The sequence below is a fragment of the Pseudomonas sp. RA_105y_Pfl2_P56 genome (assembly GCF_963970845.1).
Taxonomy (GTDB): Bacteria; Pseudomonadota; Gammaproteobacteria; order Pseudomonadales; family Pseudomonadaceae; genus Aquipseudomonas; species Aquipseudomonas baetica_A.
Window position 1 is genome coordinate 1 of record NZ_CAXAPL010000006.1, and the last position, 15,926, is coordinate 15,926.

13 protein-coding genes are annotated in these 15,926 nt (G+C 56.2%); 9 read left to right on the plus strand and 4 right to left on the minus strand.

Annotated features, from left to right (window positions below):
- Positions 1-362: 362 nt before the first annotated feature.
- Genes gyrB through dnaA form a run of 4 tightly spaced genes read right to left on the minus strand, consistent with a single transcriptional unit; the run spans position 363 to position 6,570 of the window.
- The gene (gene gyrB / locus AACY11_RS06030) at positions 363-2,780 is read right to left on the minus strand and encodes a DNA topoisomerase (ATP-hydrolyzing) subunit B (RefSeq protein WP_339465113.1); all 2,418 of its coding nucleotides are present in this window, start codon (positions 2,778-2,780) and stop codon (positions 363-365) included.
- 5 nt (positions 2,781-2,785) lie between these two features.
- Positions 2,786-3,889 carry a DNA replication/repair protein RecF gene (gene recF, locus AACY11_RS06035; RefSeq protein ID WP_053125303.1) on the minus strand — a complete coding sequence of 368 codons (1,104 nt, stop codon included), beginning with the start codon at positions 3,887-3,889 and terminating at the stop codon, positions 2,786-2,788.
- 14 nt (positions 3,890-3,903) lie between these two features.
- The gene (dnaN, locus tag AACY11_RS06040) at positions 3,904-5,007 is read right to left on the minus strand and encodes a DNA polymerase III subunit beta (RefSeq protein ID WP_221733252.1); all 1,104 of its coding nucleotides are present in this window, start codon (positions 5,005-5,007) and stop codon (positions 3,904-3,906) included.
- 39 nt (positions 5,008-5,046) lie between these two features.
- On the minus strand, positions 5,047-6,570 hold the full coding sequence (gene dnaA, locus AACY11_RS06045; protein WP_339431425.1) for a chromosomal replication initiator protein DnaA: 1,524 nt from the start codon (positions 6,568-6,570) through the stop codon (positions 5,047-5,049).
- 565 nt (positions 6,571-7,135) lie between these two features.
- Between dnaA and rpmH the strand changes: the two genes are divergently transcribed.
- The 9 genes from rpmH (at position 7,136) to AACY11_RS06090 (ending at position 15,854) form a co-directional block, all read left to right on the plus strand.
- Positions 7,136-7,270 (plus strand): 50S ribosomal protein L34, encoded by a 135-nt coding sequence (gene rpmH, locus AACY11_RS06050; protein ID WP_003213577.1) that lies wholly within the window; start codon positions 7,136-7,138, stop codon positions 7,268-7,270.
- 16 nt (positions 7,271-7,286) lie between these two features.
- Positions 7,287-7,688 carry a ribonuclease P protein component gene (rnpA, locus tag AACY11_RS06055; protein ID WP_339431538.1) on the plus strand — a complete coding sequence of 134 codons (402 nt, stop codon included), beginning with the start codon at positions 7,287-7,289 and terminating at the stop codon, positions 7,686-7,688.
- Positions 7,681-7,926, plus strand: a complete 246-nt coding sequence (gene yidD, locus AACY11_RS06060) for a membrane protein insertion efficiency factor YidD (protein WP_010465488.1) — start codon at positions 7,681-7,683, stop codon at positions 7,924-7,926. Before rnpA ends, yidD begins: the two co-directional genes overlap by 8 nt.
- A 2-nt stretch (positions 7,927-7,928) precedes the next feature.
- Positions 7,929-9,611, plus strand: coding sequence for a membrane protein insertase YidC (gene yidC, locus AACY11_RS06065; protein WP_339431426.1), 1,683 nt, complete (start codon positions 7,929-7,931; stop codon positions 9,609-9,611).
- A gap of 81 nt (positions 9,612-9,692) precedes the next feature.
- A complete protein-coding gene (mnmE, locus tag AACY11_RS06070; RefSeq protein WP_339431427.1) occupies positions 9,693-11,063 on the plus strand; it encodes a tRNA uridine-5-carboxymethylaminomethyl(34) synthesis GTPase MnmE in 1,371 nt (456 codons plus the stop codon).
- 553 nt (positions 11,064-11,616) lie between these two features.
- Positions 11,617-13,515 carry a tRNA uridine-5-carboxymethylaminomethyl(34) synthesis enzyme MnmG gene (mnmG, locus tag AACY11_RS06075; protein ID WP_339431428.1) on the plus strand — a complete coding sequence of 633 codons (1,899 nt, stop codon included), beginning with the start codon at positions 11,617-11,619 and terminating at the stop codon, positions 13,513-13,515.
- Complete coding sequence (gene rsmG, locus AACY11_RS06080; RefSeq protein ID WP_339431429.1) at positions 13,512-14,156, plus strand: 16S rRNA (guanine(527)-N(7))-methyltransferase RsmG; 645 nt, start codon at positions 13,512-13,514, stop codon at positions 14,154-14,156. The genes mnmG and rsmG overlap by 4 nt, the downstream gene beginning before the upstream one ends.
- 18 nt (positions 14,157-14,174) lie before the next feature.
- Positions 14,175-14,972, plus strand: coding sequence for a ParA family protein (locus AACY11_RS06085; RefSeq protein WP_221733258.1), 798 nt, complete (start codon positions 14,175-14,177; stop codon positions 14,970-14,972).
- Between the two features lie 9 nt (positions 14,973-14,981).
- Complete coding sequence (locus AACY11_RS06090; protein WP_221733259.1) at positions 14,982-15,854, plus strand: ParB/RepB/Spo0J family partition protein; 873 nt, start codon at positions 14,982-14,984, stop codon at positions 15,852-15,854.
- Positions 15,855-15,926: the final 72 nt, after the last annotated feature.

Consider the following 15,926-nt stretch of genomic DNA (forward strand, 5'->3'; position numbering starts at 1 on the left):
GGCTCAGCAATCGTTGGTTACATCTTTGATTTCTCGCGGAGTAACTTGTGATGCTGATAATCTTGTTGACTATCAGTCTGACTCCACAAGCACCCACACGAATTGCTTGATTCAGTTGTTAAAGAGCAGTTGGTTAAGATCCTTCGTCTCAACCGAGGCGCGCATTCTACAGCAGCCTCATTTGCTGTCAAGTGATTATTTTCAGAAGCTTTCGAAGAATTCTTCAACAACTTCAACCACTTGCGCCTTCGATCTCTCGTTAGCGGGAGGCGAATTCTACAGCGTTACACGCTGCTGTCAACACCTCTTTTTCTCCGCTTTCGACCGAGAAGATCGACCCGTTAAAAGCGCCAAACACGAAATCAAAAGTCCAGGTTCGAAACCGCCAAAGCATTACTCTCGATGAAGTCACGGCGAGGTTCGACCGCATCACCCATCAGGGTGTTGAAGATCTGGTCTGCGCCAATGGCGTCTTCGATGGTAACTTTGAGCATGCGACGCACGCTTGGGTCCATGGTGGTTTCCCACAGCTGATCCGGGTTCATTTCGCCCAAACCTTTGTATCGCTGAATGGTGTGGCGCTTGGTGCTTTCAGCCATCAGCCAGTCCAAAGCTTCCTTGAACTCGGTAACCGCTTTCTTGCGCTCGCCACGCTGGATATAAGCGCCTTCGTCGAGCAGAGTGCTGAGCTGAGCGCCGAGGGTGACGACGGTTTTGTAGTCATTGCTGCCGAAGAAATCGCGGTTGAATGTGACGTAGTTCGACAGGCCGTGGGAAATCAGTTCGACTTCTGGCAGCCAAACGCCGCGTTCACGATCTTCACGCAGGCTGGCCTTGTAGACCAGGCCGGACTTCTCATTGGTGCGCAGGCGGACTTCGTACTGGGCCAGCCACTCTTGCATCGCGGCGTGGTCGCCGAGCGTTTCCAGGCTCACGGCCGGCAGGTAGATGAAGTGCTCGGTCAGTTCCTGTGGGTACAGGCGCGACAGACGCTTGAGGGTCTTCATTACCATGCGGAAGTCATTGACCAGACGCTCCAGCGCTCCGCCAGAAATGCCCGGGGCATCTTCGTTCAGGTGCAGGCTCGCGTCTTCCAGGGCCGACTGCGTCATGTACTCTTCCATGGCGTCGTCGTCTTTGATGTATTGCTCTTGCTTACCCTTCTTGACTTTGTACAGCGGCGGTTGGGCGATGTAGATATAGCCGCGTTCAATCAGTTCTGGCAACTGACGGAAGAAGAAGGTCAGCAGCAGGGTACGAATGTGTGAACCGTCGACGTCAGCATCGGTCATGATGATGATGTTGTGATAGCGCAACTTGTCGATGTTGTACTCTTCGCGACCAATACCGCAGCCCAGCGCGGTGATTAAGGTGCCCACTTCCTGGGAAGAGATCATCTTGTCGAAACGTGCTTTCTCGACGTTGAGGATCTTGCCCTTCAACGGCAGGATGGCTTGAGTCTTGCGGTTACGTCCCTGCTTGGCAGAGCCGCCCGCAGAGTCACCTTCCACAAGGTACAGTTCGGACAGCGCCGGGTCTTTTTCCTGGCAGTCCGCGAGTTTGCCTGGCAAACCGGCGATGTCCAGCGCGCCTTTGCGGCGGGTCATCTCACGGGCCTTGCGCGCGGCTTCACGAGCACGGGCGGCGTCGATCATCTTGCCGACGACAAGCTTGGCTTCGTTCGGGTTTTCTAGCAGGAAGTCGGAGAAGTACTTGCCCATTTCCTGTTCGACCGCGGTCTTCACTTCCGAAGAAACCAGCTTGTCTTTGGTCTGGGAGCTGAACTTGGGATCCGGCACCTTCACCGAGATGATCGCGGTCAGGCCTTCACGGGCATCGTCACCGGTGGTGGCGACTTTGTGCTTCTTCGCCAGGCCTTCCTGCTCGATGTAGTTGTTCAGGTTACGCGTCAGTGCGGAACGGAAACCCACCAGGTGAGTACCACCGTCGCGTTGCGGAATGTTGTTTGTGAAGCACAACAGGTTCTCGTTGAAGCTGTCGTTCCACTGCAGGGCGATTTCCACGCCAATGCCGTCTTCACGCTGAATGTTGAAGTGGAACACCTGGTTGACCGCAGTCTTGTTGGTGTTCAGGTATTCAACGAACGCACGCAGTCCGCCTTCGTACTTGAACAGTTCTTCCTTGCCGCTGCGCTCGTCCTTGAGGACGATGCCGACACCGGAGTTGAGGAAAGACAGTTCGCGAATCCGCTTGGCCAGGATGTCCCAGCTGAAGTGAATGTTTTTGAAGGTTTCACTGGAAGCCTTGAAGTGGATCTGGGTGCCGGTGGTCTCGCTGTCGCCTACGATGGCCATCGGTGCCTGAGGTACGCCGTGGACGTAGGTCTGTTCCCAGATCTTGCCGCTGCGACGCACAGTCAGCACCAGCTCCTCGGACAGCGCGTTCACTACCGAAACACCTACACCGTGCAGACCGCCGGATACTTTGTAGGAGTTGTCGTCGAACTTACCGCCAGCATGGAGGACGGTCATGATGACCTCTGCGGCGGAAACGCCCTCCTCTTTGTGCACGTCGACCGGGATGCCACGACCGTTATCTTTAACGGTGATGGACTCATCCGGGTGGATGATGATGCTGATGTCATCGCAGTGGCCGGCGAGGGCTTCGTCGATCGAGTTGTCGACCACTTCGAACACCATATGGTGCAGACCGCTACCATCGTCGGTGTCACCAATGTACATACCGGGACGTTTGCGTACGGCATCCAGGCCTTTCAGCACTTTAATGCTCGTTGAGTCGTACGTATTTTCTTCGCTCAATGCCTTCACTCCCGATGGTCGTGGGTCTGGGTGATACGGCCCTGTTCCACGTGGAACAGGGCGACTGGCGTTTCCGTCTGCCAGCCTTCCCTCAATAATTCATGATCTACACAGGTGATAAAAACCTGGCAGCGTAAGTCTTCCAGCAAACGGCACAACGCGCGACGGTGGTTCTCGTCCAATTCGGACGGCAAGTCATCCACCAGATAAATACATTGGCCGCGGCGGGCCTGGCTAACCAAGTGCCCCTGGGCAATCCGCAATGCACAGACCACCAACTTCTGCTGACCCCGGGACAAAATGTCCGCGGCGTTGTGTGCGCCCAATCTAAGACGCAAATCAGCCCGTTGTGGTCCAGCCTGGGTATGACCCATTTGCTGATCCCGTTGCAGGGATCCGGCAAGTACGGCACTCAGCTCCCGGTCTTTGTCCCAGCCTCGGTAATAGCTGAGCGTCAAACCCTCGAGTTCAACCAGTTCACTCAAGGTTTGTTCAAAGACTGGTTTCAAGGCTTTGATGTAAGCGCGGCGGTATTCATCTATTTCAGCGCTGGCCTGGCACAGCTCCCTGTCCCAAACCGCTTGCGAAACGGCGTCAAGTGTACCATGCCGCAGCCAAGAGTTTCTCTGGCGCAGGGCCTTCTGCAAGCGCTGCCAGGTGGCCATGAAGCGCGGCTCGACGTGGAACACGCCCCAATCGAGAAACTGCCGGCGAATCTTGGGCGCGCCTTCGAGCAGGCGAAAGCTGTCCGGGTTAATCAACTGGAGCGGCAGTATTTCTGCAAGTTGCGCGGCACTACGGGCGTTCTGGCCGTCGATGCGGATCTGAAACTCGCCCTGACGGTCGCGGGATATCCCCAGAGCACTGTGCCCACCTTCGGCCAGTTCCACCTGACCGAACACGGTGCAAGCGAGTTGTTCGTACTGGATGACCGGCAGCAGCCTCGTGCTACGAAACGAACGGGCAAGCCCCAGCAGATGAATGGCTTCCAGAACACTGGTTTTGCCGCTGCCGTTGGCGCCGTAAAGGATATTGATGCGGGGGGACGGGGAGAAGGTCACCGGGTGTAGATTGCGCACCGCGGTGACCGAAACACGACTTAAGGACATCCAGAGTCAGCTGATTACAGGCGCATCGGCATGACAACGTAAGCCGAATCGTCGTTGTCAGACTCTTGCACCAGCGCACTGCTGTTGGAGTCGGACAGGATCAGACGAACCTGCTCGGTAGTCATTACGCCCAACACGTCGAGCAGATAGCTCACGTTGAAGCCAATTTCCAGGGAGCCGCCGTTGTACTCAACGCCCACTTCTTCTTCCGCTTCTTCCTGCTCCGGGTTGTTGGCCTGGATCTTCAACTGACCACTGGCCAGTTGCAGACGGATACCACGGTACTTCTCGTTGGACAGAATCGCAGTACGGCTGAACGCTTCACGCAGCGCCTGACGATCGCCCAACACTAGCTTGTCGCCGCCCTTGGGCAGAACACGCTCGTAGTCCGGGAACTTACCGTCGACCAGTTTCGAGGTGAAGGTGAATTCACCGGTAGTGGCTCTGATGTGGTGCTGACCAAGAACGATGCTGACGTTGCCGTCCGGCTCGGTGAGCAGACGCGCCAGTTCGAGAATACCTTTGCGCGGCACGATCACCTGGTGGCGATCCGGCTGACCGATATCGGCCTGCATCGAGCACATTGCCAGACGGTGACCGTCGGTAGCCACCGCGCGGATCACGCCGGCCGAGACTTCAAGCAACATACCGTTGAGGTAGTAGCGTACATCCTGCTGGGCCATGGCGAAGCTGGTGCGTTCGATCAGACGACGCAGTTTGCTTTGCTCAAGGCTGCAGGTCAGCGAACCCGGCCCCTCTTCAACCGTCGGGAAATCGTTGGCTGGCAGGGTCGACAGGGTGAAGCGGCTGCGACCGGCCTTCACCACCAGCTTCTGCTCGTCGAGCTTGATGTCGATCAACGCGTCGTTAGGCAGGCTTTTGCAAATGTCCATCAGCTTGCGCGCAGGCACGGTGATGGAGCCTGTCTCGGCCGGTTCTTCAAGTTGCACGCGACCAACCAGCTCGACCTCCAGATCGGTACCGGTCAGCGACAGTTGCTGGCCTTCGACAACCAGCAGCACGTTGGAGAGTACCGGCAAGGTCTGTCGGCGCTCGACGACGCCTGCGACCAGTTGCAGGGGTTTCAACAGGGCTTCGCGTTGAATGGTGAAATGCATGGTCTAGTCCCTTGCCTTAATAAGCTGCGCTGGTGTTCATCAAGTGGTCAGTGTACGCAGCAGGTTCTTGTAGTCCTCGCGGATGTCCGCGTCGGATTCCTTAAGTTCGTTGATCTTGCGGCAGGCGTGCAAAACTGTCGTGTGGTCGCGACCGCCAAACACATCGCCGATTTCCGGCAAGCTGTGGTTGGTCAGTTCCTTGGACAATGCCATGGCCACCTGACGCGGACGAGCCACCGAGCGCGAACGGCGCTTGGACAGCAGGTCGGAGATCTTGATCTTGTAGTATTCGGCGACAGTGCGCTGAATGTTATCCACAGAGACCAGTTTGTCCTGCAACGCCAACAGGTCTTTCAGGGATTCGCGAATCAGCTCGATGGTGATGTCGCGGCCCATGAAGTGCGAGTGGGCGATTACGCGTTTCAGCGCACCTTCCAGCTCGCGGACGTTGGAGCGAATTCGCTGGGCGATGAAGAACGCTGCGTCGTGAGGCAACTCGACTTTGGCCTGGTCGGCCTTTTTCATCAAGATCGCTACACGGGTTTCCAGTTCCGGCGGCTCGACGGCAACCGTCAGCCCCCACCCGAATCGGGATTTGAGGCGTTCTTCAAGGCCTTCGATTTCTTTCGGGTAGCGGTCACTGGTGAGAATGACCTGTTGGCCACCTTCAAGCAGGGCGTTGAAAGTGTGGAAAAACTCTTCCTGCGAGCGCTCTTTGCGGGCGAAAAACTGAATATCGTCGATCAGCAAAGCGTCCACCGAACGGTAGAAACGCTTGAATTCGTTGATCGCGTTCAGTTGCAGTGCCTTGACCATGTCGGCCACGAAACGCTCTGAATGCAGGTACACGACCTTGGCATTCGGATTCTTCTTTAATAGATGGTTACCCACCGCGTGCATCAAGTGGGTTTTACCCAGACCCACTCCACCATAAAGGAACAGCGGGTTGTAGCCATGCTTGGGGTTGTCTGCCACTTGCCAGGCTGCCGCTCGGGCGAGTTGGTTGGACTTGCCTTCGACGAAGTTCTCGAAGGTGAACGTGCGGTTCAGATAACTGGTGTGCTTGAGCGCACCCTCGACCTGCACGGTGCGCTGTTCGGCGCGAACCGGGGCTTGCTGCGACGCGGCACCGGCCATCGGATCGAAGCTGTCGCGGGACGGCTCTTCACTGACTTCGGCGGTTTTCTGCGTAGAACGCTTGGCCGCCGCTGGCGTCGGGGCGGGCGCTGGCGTGCTGGCAGGCGCGGCATTTGCCTGGGCCTGGGAAGCTTGCGCGGCGGCCAACGGAGCATTGGGTGCTGCACGAGGTGCCGAACTGCGTTTGCTGCCTATTAATAAGGACAACGCTGGCGCCATGCCGTTGCCGTGCTCATCGAGCAGTTCAAGGACGCGCCCCAGGTACTTTTCGTTGACCCAGTCCAGGACAAAACGGTTCGGTGCGTAAACGCGCAACTCGTCGCCTTCGGCTTCGACCTGTAGTGGACGGATCCAGGTGTTGAATTGTTGGGCCGGCAGCTCCTCGCGCAAAAGCTCCACGCACTGCTGCCAAAGTTCCACTGACACGGATATCCCCTAAGTTGAAAGCCGGTGAGGCAAAAACAAGCGGCCATTGTAGCGGCGAGCCGTTTACTTATCCACATGCAGGTTGCCCGGTGAACATGATTTATCAATGCGTTAACTGGAAAAAAGGCGACCAACGGTGTGTGAATAAGCTCTGTGGATAACCGCCTCTAAGGTCACTGGACAAGTGGGGGTTGAACTCGGTGGATAACCAGGCTGTGGATAACTACCCATTCCACACACAGCTTATCCGACAGCGCAACACAGGCTGAACACCGTTTTCCACTGTAGTTGTCATTGGCTGTACACGAAGCAAAACAAGGGCTGAAAGCAGTTATCCACAGTCAGGGCCGGGTCTAGCTTTTATAAGCTTTACAGAAAAGCTTTAAATAATTCCCTTCTTTATTTTTATGTATGGCGAACAGGGTGTCGGCCAAAGACGCCTCGTGATCTATTTATAAGGAAACGTTGGTTGGAAATTGACCTGAAGGCTTGCTTTCTCTAGAATCCCCGGTCTCTTAAAACGGGGGCCATTCCGGCCCGTTGTGGACGAACCAGGTAACACGACATGAAACGTACTTTCCAACCAAGCACTATCAAACGCGCTCGTACCCACGGTTTCCGTGCTCGCATGGCTACCAAAAACGGTCGTGCCGTCCTGTCGCGTCGTCGCGCCAAAGGTCGTGCGCGTCTGGCAGTTTGATAATCCGGCACTGGAGGTGAGTCAGGACTTCAGTCGGGAAAAGCGTCTGCTTACCGCCCGGCATTTCAAGGCAGTCTTTGACTCCCCTACCGGCAAGGTTCCGGGGAAAAATCTCCTGCTCCTTGCACGCAACAACGATCTTGATCACCCCCGTCTAGGGCTGGTTATCGGGAAAAAGAGCGTAAAGCTCTCCGTTGAGCGCAATCGCCTCAAACGTTTGATGCGCGAATCGTTCCGTCTTCACCAGGATTCACTGGTTGGTTGGGATATCGTTATCGTCGCGCGCAAAGGTTTAGGTGATGTAGAAAACCCCGAATTGATTCAGCATTTCGGCAAACTCTGGAAGCGTTTGGCACGTAACAAGCCAGTTCCAGCAGTCAAAACCGAAACTGTAGGGGTAGACAGTTCAGATGCGTAAACTGGCCCTCGTTCCGATCCAGTTTTATCGCTATGCCATTAGTCCTCTGATGGCCAGTCACTGTCGCTTCTACCCCAGTTGTTCCTGCTACGCGTATGAAGCCATTGAAAATCATGGCCTTCTGCGCGGTGGCTGGCTGACCTTTCGTCGTTTAGGTCGCTGTCATCCGTGGAATCCCGGTGGTTATGACCCGGTTCCACCTATCCCTACCTCCCGTTCTTCTTCGATGGCCGAGTAATCATGGATATCAAACGCACGATCCTGATCGTCGCCCTGGCAATCGTGGCCTACGTTATGGTTCTTAAATGGAACCAGGACTATGGCCAAGCTGCCCTGCCGACTCAGAATGTTGCTTCCAGTACGACTACATCCGGTTTGCCGGACACCGCCACTGGCAATAATGCTGAAGCCAGTGACGATATTCCGCGTGCCGCAAGCGATACCAGCGCACCTGCCGAAACACCGGTAGCCGCCAGCAAGGATCTGATCCAGATCAAAACCGACGTGCTCGATCTTGCGATCGATCCACAAGGTGGTGACGTTGCTCAACTGACCTTGCCTCTGTATCCACGTCGTCAGGATCGTCCGGACGTTCCTTTCCAGCTGTTCGATAACGGCGGCGAGCGTGTTTATCTGGCGCAAAGCGGTCTGATCGGCACCAACGGTCCGGACGCCAATCCGGCAGGTCGCCCGGTCTACTCCTCGGAGAAGAAGACTTATCAACTGGCTGACGGTCAGGACCAACTGGTCGTAGACCTGAAGTTCAGCAAGGACGGCGTCAATTACATCAAGCGTTTCACCTTGAAACGTGGCCTGTATGACGTAGCCGTTTCCTACATTGTGGATAACCAGAGCGCTCAGCCCTGGAACGGCGCGATGTTCGCCCAGTTGAAGCGCGATAACAGCGCCGATCCTTCGTCCACTACTGCCACCGGTACCGCGACTTACCTGGGCGCCGCCCTGTGGACAAGTTCGGAGCCGTACAAGAAAGTGTCCATGAAGGACATGGACAAGGGCCAACTCAAAGAAACTGTCACCGGTGGTTGGGTAGCCTGGCTGCAACACTACTTCGTGACTGCATGGATTCCGGCCAAGGGCGAAAACAACATCGTCCAGACCCGTAAAGACAGCAAAGGCAACTACATCATCGGTTACACCGGTCCTACACTGACCGCTGCCCCGGGTGCCAAAGTTGAAACCAGTGCTGTTCTGTACGCAGGTCCGAAAAGCCAGGCAGTGCTTAAACAGTTGTCCCCAGGCCTGGAACTGACCGTCGACTATGGCATCCTCTGGTTCATTGCCCAGCCAATCTTCTGGCTGCTGCAACATATCCACGCGATTGTGGGTAACTGGGGCTGGTCGATCATCTTCCTGACCATGCTGATCAAAGGGCTTTTCTTCCCTCTGTCGGCTGCCAGCTACAAATCGATGGCGCGCATGCGTGCCGTTGCGCCGAAACTGGCTGCACTGAAAGAACAACATGGCGATGACCGGCAGAAAATGTCGCAAGCCATGATGGAGCTGTACAAGAAAGAGAAGATCAATCCACTGGGCGGCTGCTTGCCGATCCTTGTGCAGATGCCGGTTTTCCTTTCGCTGTACTGGGTTCTGCTGGAAAGCGTGGAAATGCGCCAAGCGCCATTCATGCTGTGGATCACTGACCTGTCGATCAAGGATCCGTTTTTCATTCTGCCGATCATCATGGGTGCAACCATGTTCATCCAGCAGCAGTTGAACCCGACTCCTCCGGATCCGATGCAGGCGAAGGTCATGAAAATGATGCCAATCATCTTCACCTTCTTCTTCCTGTGGTTCCCGGCTGGTCTGGTGCTGTACTGGGTTGTGAACAACTGCCTGTCGATTACCCAGCAGTGGTACATCACGCGTAAGATCGAAGCGGCGACGAAAAAAGCCGAGGCGTAACTTGCTCTGTGGATAACACCACTCAAAACGCCCCCTAGTGGGGCGTTTTGCTATCTGTCACTTTTGTCTGGATTCCGGTTTATGAGCACACCTCGTGAAACCATTGCAGCCGTTGCCACCGCTCAAGGTCGTGGCGGTGTGGGCATCGTCCGTATTTCCGGGCCGTTGGCCAGTGTTGCAGCCAAAGCCATCAGCGGCCGAGAACTGAAACCGCGTTACGCCCATTACGGACCGTTTTACAGCGACGATCAGCAGGTGTTGGACGAAGGCCTGGCGTTGTACTTCCCTGGGCCTAACTCGTTCACCGGTGAAGACGTACTGGAATTGCAGGGCCATGGCGGCCCGATCGTACTCGATATGCTGCTCAAACGATGTCTCGAACTGGGTTGCCGTTTGGCTCGCCCGGGGGAATTCAGTGAGCGAGCGTTCCTCAATGACAAACTCGACCTGGCCCAGGCCGAGGCCATCGCGGACCTGATCGAAGCCAGTTCTGCACAGGCAGCGCGTAACGCGCTGCGTTCCTTGCAGGGTGCGTTTTCCCAACGTGTGCATAACCTCACCGAACAGTTGATCGGTCTACGCATCTACGTCGAAGCTGCCATCGACTTCCCGGAAGAAGAAATCGACTTCCTCGCCGATGGCCATGTGCTGAGCATGCTCGACAAGGTGCGTGACGAATTATCCACAGTGCTGCGCGAAGCCGGCCAGGGTGCCTTGCTGCGTGACGGCATGACGGTGGTGATCGCTGGACGGCCGAATGCCGGCAAGTCGAGCCTGCTGAATGCATTGGCCGGGCGCGAAGCCGCGATCGTGACCGAGATTGCCGGTACCACCCGAGACATCTTGCGCGAACACATCCACATCGATGGCATGCCGCTGCACGTTGTGGATACCGCCGGTCTGCGTGATACCGACGACCAGGTGGAGAAAATCGGAGTCGAGCGCGCTTTGAAAGCTATTGGTGAAGCCGATCGTGTGCTGCTGGTAGTCGATGCGACAGCTCCAGAAGCGCTGGATCCATTCGCCTTGTGGCCCGAATTCCTCGAAATCCGTCCCGATCCCGCCAAAGTTACCCTGATCCGTAACAAGGCAGACCTGACCGGTGAAGCGATTGTTCTGGAAGTCAGCGATGACGGCCATGTGACTATCAGCCTGAGCGCCAAATCGGCGGGCGAAGGCCTGGAATTGCTGCGCGAACATCTCAAGGCCTGCATGGGTTACGAACAAACCTCGGAAAGCAGTTTCAGTGCCCGCCGGCGACACCTGGAAGCGTTACGCCATGCCAGTGCGGCCCTTGAACACGGTCGTGCGCAATTAACCTTGGCTGGCGCTGGCGAGCTGTTGGCTGAAGATTTACGTCAGGCCCAGCACTCGCTGGGTGAAATCACTGGAGCATTCAGCTCCGATGATCTGCTCGGACGGATATTTTCCAGCTTCTGCATCGGAAAATAGTCCTCCTGCTGTTCACAGACAGGCCCAATCGCGGCCTGTCTGACTCCCTCTTTTTATAAATCCTTCCTTGAGTGCCGGGCAGATGTGTTCTTCCTGAGCGGACTCCCTGTACCCGACTCGCACTCATTCAACAGATTTCTGTGGATTAAGCCCTGTGAATAACTGCCTCTGAGGTCAGTTGATAACAGGGCCAAAAAACTGGATATAACCCACCCTGTGGATAACAACCCCTTTCATCCACAGGCTTACACCGGTTATCCAAGGACCTCATTGGTACATGGGCACAGGGTTTTGAATCTCTGTACACATTGAATATAAAGGGCTGTAGAGATTTATCCACAGAAAGGCGGGTCAGTAAGAATAAACATAAAAACAAAGGTTTTATAAATTTCTTTCTTTTTTATTCTTTTAACCTCGAGTTCTCCACAGCTGGTTAAATTTTGTGCAAAGGGTTCTTTAGGAAGGGCGAAGTCCCTATACTTGCCGACCAGGTCCAAAAACCTGATCTCAAATTTTTCCTGAATGACCTACTTAAGCAGGCACGAGGTGCGTGGTGGATTTCCCTTCCCGTTTTGAAGTGATCGTCATCGGCGGCGGTCATGCCGGTACCGAGGCAGCACTGGCCTCAGCACGTATGGGGGCAAAAACCCTGTTGCTGACGCATAACGTGGAAACCCTCGGCGCCATGAGTTGCAACCCGGCTATCGGTGGCATTGGCAAAAGCCATCTGGTCAAGGAAATCGACGCCCTCGGCGGTGCGATGGCCATGGCTACCGATAAAGGCGGCATCCAGTTTCGCGTTTTGAACAGCCGTAAAGGCCCGGCCGTACGTGCAACCCGTGCACAAGCGGACCGCATTCTTTACAAAGCCGCTGTCCGCGAAATTCTGGAAAACCAGCCGAACCTGTGGATATTTCAACAGGCTGCCGACGACCTGATCGTTGAGCAGGAACAAGTGCGCGGTGTTGTTACGCAAATGGGTCTGCGTTTCTTCGCAGACTCCGTGGTGTTGACCACCGGAACATTCCTCGGCGGACTTATCCACATCGGTTTGCAGAATTTTTCCGGCGGCCGTGCCGGTGATCCACCGTCCATCGCGCTGGCTCACCGTCTGCGTGAACTGCCACTGCGTGTCGGTCGTTTGAAAACCGGTACGCCACCGCGTATCGACGGCAAGTCTGTGGATTTCTCGGTGATGACCGAGCAGCCAGGGGATACGCCGATCCCTGTGATGTCGTTCATGGGCAACAAAGAACAGCATCCACGCCAAGTGAGCTGCTGGATTACTCACACTAACGCCCGCACCCACGAAATCATTGCCGCGAACCTCGACCGTTCGCCGATGTATTCCGCTGCCGGTGAAATCGAAGGCATCGGCCCGCGTTATTGCCCGTCGATCGAAGACAAGATCCACCGCTTTGCCGACAAGGAAAGCCATCAGGTGTTTATCGAACCGGAAGGTTTGACCACCCATGAACTGTATCCGAACGGGATATCCACAAGCTTGCCGTTCGACGTGCAATTGCAGATCGTGCAATCGATCCGCGGCATGGAAAACGCGCACATCGTGCGTCCGGGTTATGCGATCGAGTACGACTACTTCGACCCGCGGGATCTGAAGTACAGCCTGGAAACCAAAGTCATCGGCGGTCTGTTCTTCGCCGGGCAAATCAACGGCACGACCGGTTACGAAGAAGCCGGTGCGCAAGGTTTGCTTGCCGGTGCCAACGCCGCTTTGCGTGCCAAAGGCAAAGAACCCTGGTGCCCGCGCCGTGATGAAGCGTACATCGGCGTGTTGGTCGACGACCTGATCACCCTCGGCACACAAGAGCCGTACCGCATGTTCACTTCCCGGGCCGAGTACCGCCTGATCCTGCGCGAGGACAATGCCGACCTGCGTCTGACCGAAAAAGGTCGCGAGCTGGGTCTGGTCGATGACGCGCGTTGGGCGGCCTTCTGCAAGAAACGCGAAAGCATCGAACTCGAAGAGCAGCGCCTGAAAAGCACCTGGGTTCGCCCGGGTACACCGCAAGGCGATGCGATTGCGGAAAAATTCGGCACACCGCTGACCCACGAATACAACTTGCTCAACCTCTTGAGTCGTCCGGAAATCGACTACGCTGGTCTGGTCGAAGTGACCGGCAACGGTGCCGAAGACCCCCAGGTTGCCGAACAGGTTGAAATCAAGACCAAATACGCCGGTTACATCGATCGTCAACAGGACGAAATCGCCCGTCTGCGCGCCAGTGAAGACACGAAGCTGCCTGTGGATATCGATTACACCAACATTTCCGGTCTCTCCAAGGAGATCCAGAGCAAGCTCGGCGCGACTCGTCCAGAGACGCTTGGGCAGGCTTCACGTATCCCTGGCGTGACCCCGGCAGCGATTTCGCTGTTGATGATTCATTTGAAAAAACGCGGCGCGGGCCGTCAGTTGGAGCAAAGCGCTTGAGTTCTAAGGTCACTTCGCAACACGCTGAAGAGTTATCCACAGGAGCCCGCGAGCTCGGTGTCAATCTCAGTGAAACCCAGCATGAATTGCTGCTGGGTTATCTGGCCCTGTTGATCAAGTGGAACCAGGCCTACAACCTCACGGCTGTTCGCGATCCTGACGAAATGGTTTCTCGCCACCTGCTCGATAGTCTGAGTGTGATGTCGTTCATCGAAAACGGCCGCTGGCTCGATGTTGGCAGTGGTGGCGGCATGCCGGGCATCCCGTTGGCGATCCTGTATCCAGACTCGCAAGTGACCTGTCTGGACAGCAACGGCAAGAAAACCCGCTTCCTGACCCAGGTCAAACTCGAATTGAAACTGGATAACCTCCAAGTTATCCACAGTCGCGTCGAAGCTCTGCAGCCAGCACAACCCTTCAACGGGATTATTTCCCGGGCGTTCAGCAGCATGGAGAACTTCACCAACTGGACTCGCCATCTGGGCGACGCGGATACACGCTGGCTGGCAATGAAGGGCGTTCATCCGGCCGATGAGCTGGTAGCATTGCCGGCAGACTTCAAACTCGATAGCGAACACGCCTTGGCCGTACCCGGTTGCCAAGGCCAACGCCATCTGCTGATACTGCGCCGCACGGCATGATTGGGAACACAAGCAAGAATGGCTAAGGTATTCGCGATAGCGAACCAGAAGGGTGGTGTGGGCAAGACCACCACCTGCATCAACCTCGCAGCATCCCTGGTCGCAACCAAGCGCCGGGTGCTGTTGATCGATCTCGATCCACAGGGCAACGCCACCATGGGTAGCGGTGTGGATAAACATGGCCTGGAAAACTCGGTCTATGACCTGCTGATCGGCGAATGCGATCTGACTCAGGCCATGCACTACTCCGAGCATGGCGGTTATCAACTGCTGCCGGCCAACCGCGACCTGACCGCGGCTGAAGTGGTTCTGCTGGAAATGCAGATGAAGGAAAGCCGCCTGCGCAGCGCGCTGGCGCCGATCCGTGAAAACTACGATTACATTCTGATCGACTGCCCGCCGTCCCTGTCGATGCTCACACTGAACGCATTGGTGGCTGCTGATGGCGTGATTATCCCCATGCAGTGCGAGTACTTTGCGCTGGAAGGTTTGAGCGACCTTGTGGATAACATCAAGCGCATCGCTGAACTGCTCAATCCCAACCTGAAAGTCGAAGGCCTGCTGCGGACCATGTACGACCCGCGCCTGAGCCTGATGAACGACGTTTCGGCGCAGCTCAAAGAGCACTTCGGCGATCAACTCTACGACACGGTGATCCCGCGTAACATTCGTCTGGCTGAAGCGCCAAGTTACGGCATGCCGGCGCTGGCCTACGACAAGCAATCGCGCGGCGCATTGGCTTATCTGGCATTGGCGGGCGAAATGGTTCGCCGTCAGCGCAAAAATTCACGTATCGCCGCTGCTCAGGCAACTTAAGGAATCCCCATGGCCGTCAAGAAACGAGGTCTCGGACGTGGACTGGATGCACTGCTGAGTGGTCCGACTGTCGGTGCGCTGGAAGAACAAGCGGCGCAAGCGGATACCCGTGAACTGCAGCACCTGCCACTGGACCTGCTGCAGCGTGGCAAGTATCAGCCACGCCGGGATATGGACCCGCAGGCGCTCGAAGAGTTGGCACAGTCGATCAAGGCACAGGGCGTGATGCAGCCGATCGTGGTTCGTCCGATTGGTGGCGGCCGCTTTGAAATCATCGCCGGTGAACGCCGCTGGCGCGCCAGTCAGCAGGCCGGGCAGGAAACCATCCCGGCGATGGTTCGCGACGTTCCGGATGAAACCGCGATCGCCATAGCGCTGATCGAGAACATTCAGCGTGAAGATCTCAATCCGATCGAGGAAGCGGTCGCGTTGCAACGGTTGCAGCAGGAATTCCAGCTGACTCAGCAGCAAGTCGCCGAGGCTGTGGGTAAGTCTCGCGTCACTGTGGCTAACCTGTTGCGACTTATTGCACTGCCGGAAGTCATCAAGACCATGTTGTCCCACGGTGACCTGGAAATGGGTCATGCCCGTGCTTTGCTCGGTCTGCCGGACAATCAGCAGGTGGAGGGGGCGCGACATGTTGTCGCACGCGGCCTCACCGTGCGCCAAACCGAGGCGCTGGTTCGCCAATGGTTGAGTGGTAAACCGGAGCCTGTGGAAGCCAGCAAACCCGACCCGGATATCGCCCGCCTCGAACAGCGTCTGGCCGAGCGCCTAGGCTCTGCGGTGCAGATTCGCCACGGCAAGAAGGGGAAAGGGCAGTTGGTGATTGGTTACAACTCCCTCGATGAGCTTCAAGGTGTGCTCGCACACATCCGCTGAAACATTTCCTCATGTAGCGAGCAGTCGGAAATCACTACCTGACAGTTGAATAGGGGCAGAACCGCCCCTATA

Bases quoted from the DNA above. Each gene is read 5' to 3' on its own strand.
- AACY11_RS06090 (WP_221733259.1), top strand. From the start codon at position 14,982: ATGGCCGTCAAGAAACGAGGTCTCGGACGTGGACTGGATGCACTGCTG.
- recF (WP_053125303.1), bottom strand. From the start codon at position 3,889: ATGTCCTTAAGTCGTGTTTCGGTCACCGCGGTGCGCAATCTACACCCG.
- yidD (WP_010465488.1), top strand. From the start codon at position 7,681: ATGCGTAAACTGGCCCTCGTTCCGATCCAGTTTTATCGCTATGCCATT.
- yidC (WP_339431426.1), top strand. From the start codon at position 7,929: ATGGATATCAAACGCACGATCCTGATCGTCGCCCTGGCAATCGTGGCC.
- rpmH (WP_003213577.1), top strand. From the start codon at position 7,136: ATGAAACGTACTTTCCAACCAAGCACTATCAAACGCGCTCGTACCCAC.
- mnmE (WP_339431427.1), top strand. From the start codon at position 9,693: ATGAGCACACCTCGTGAAACCATTGCAGCCGTTGCCACCGCTCAAGGT.
- dnaN (WP_221733252.1), bottom strand. From the start codon at position 5,007: ATGCATTTCACCATTCAACGCGAAGCCCTGTTGAAACCCCTGCAACTG.
- AACY11_RS06085 (WP_221733258.1), top strand. From the start codon at position 14,175: ATGGCTAAGGTATTCGCGATAGCGAACCAGAAGGGTGGTGTGGGCAAG.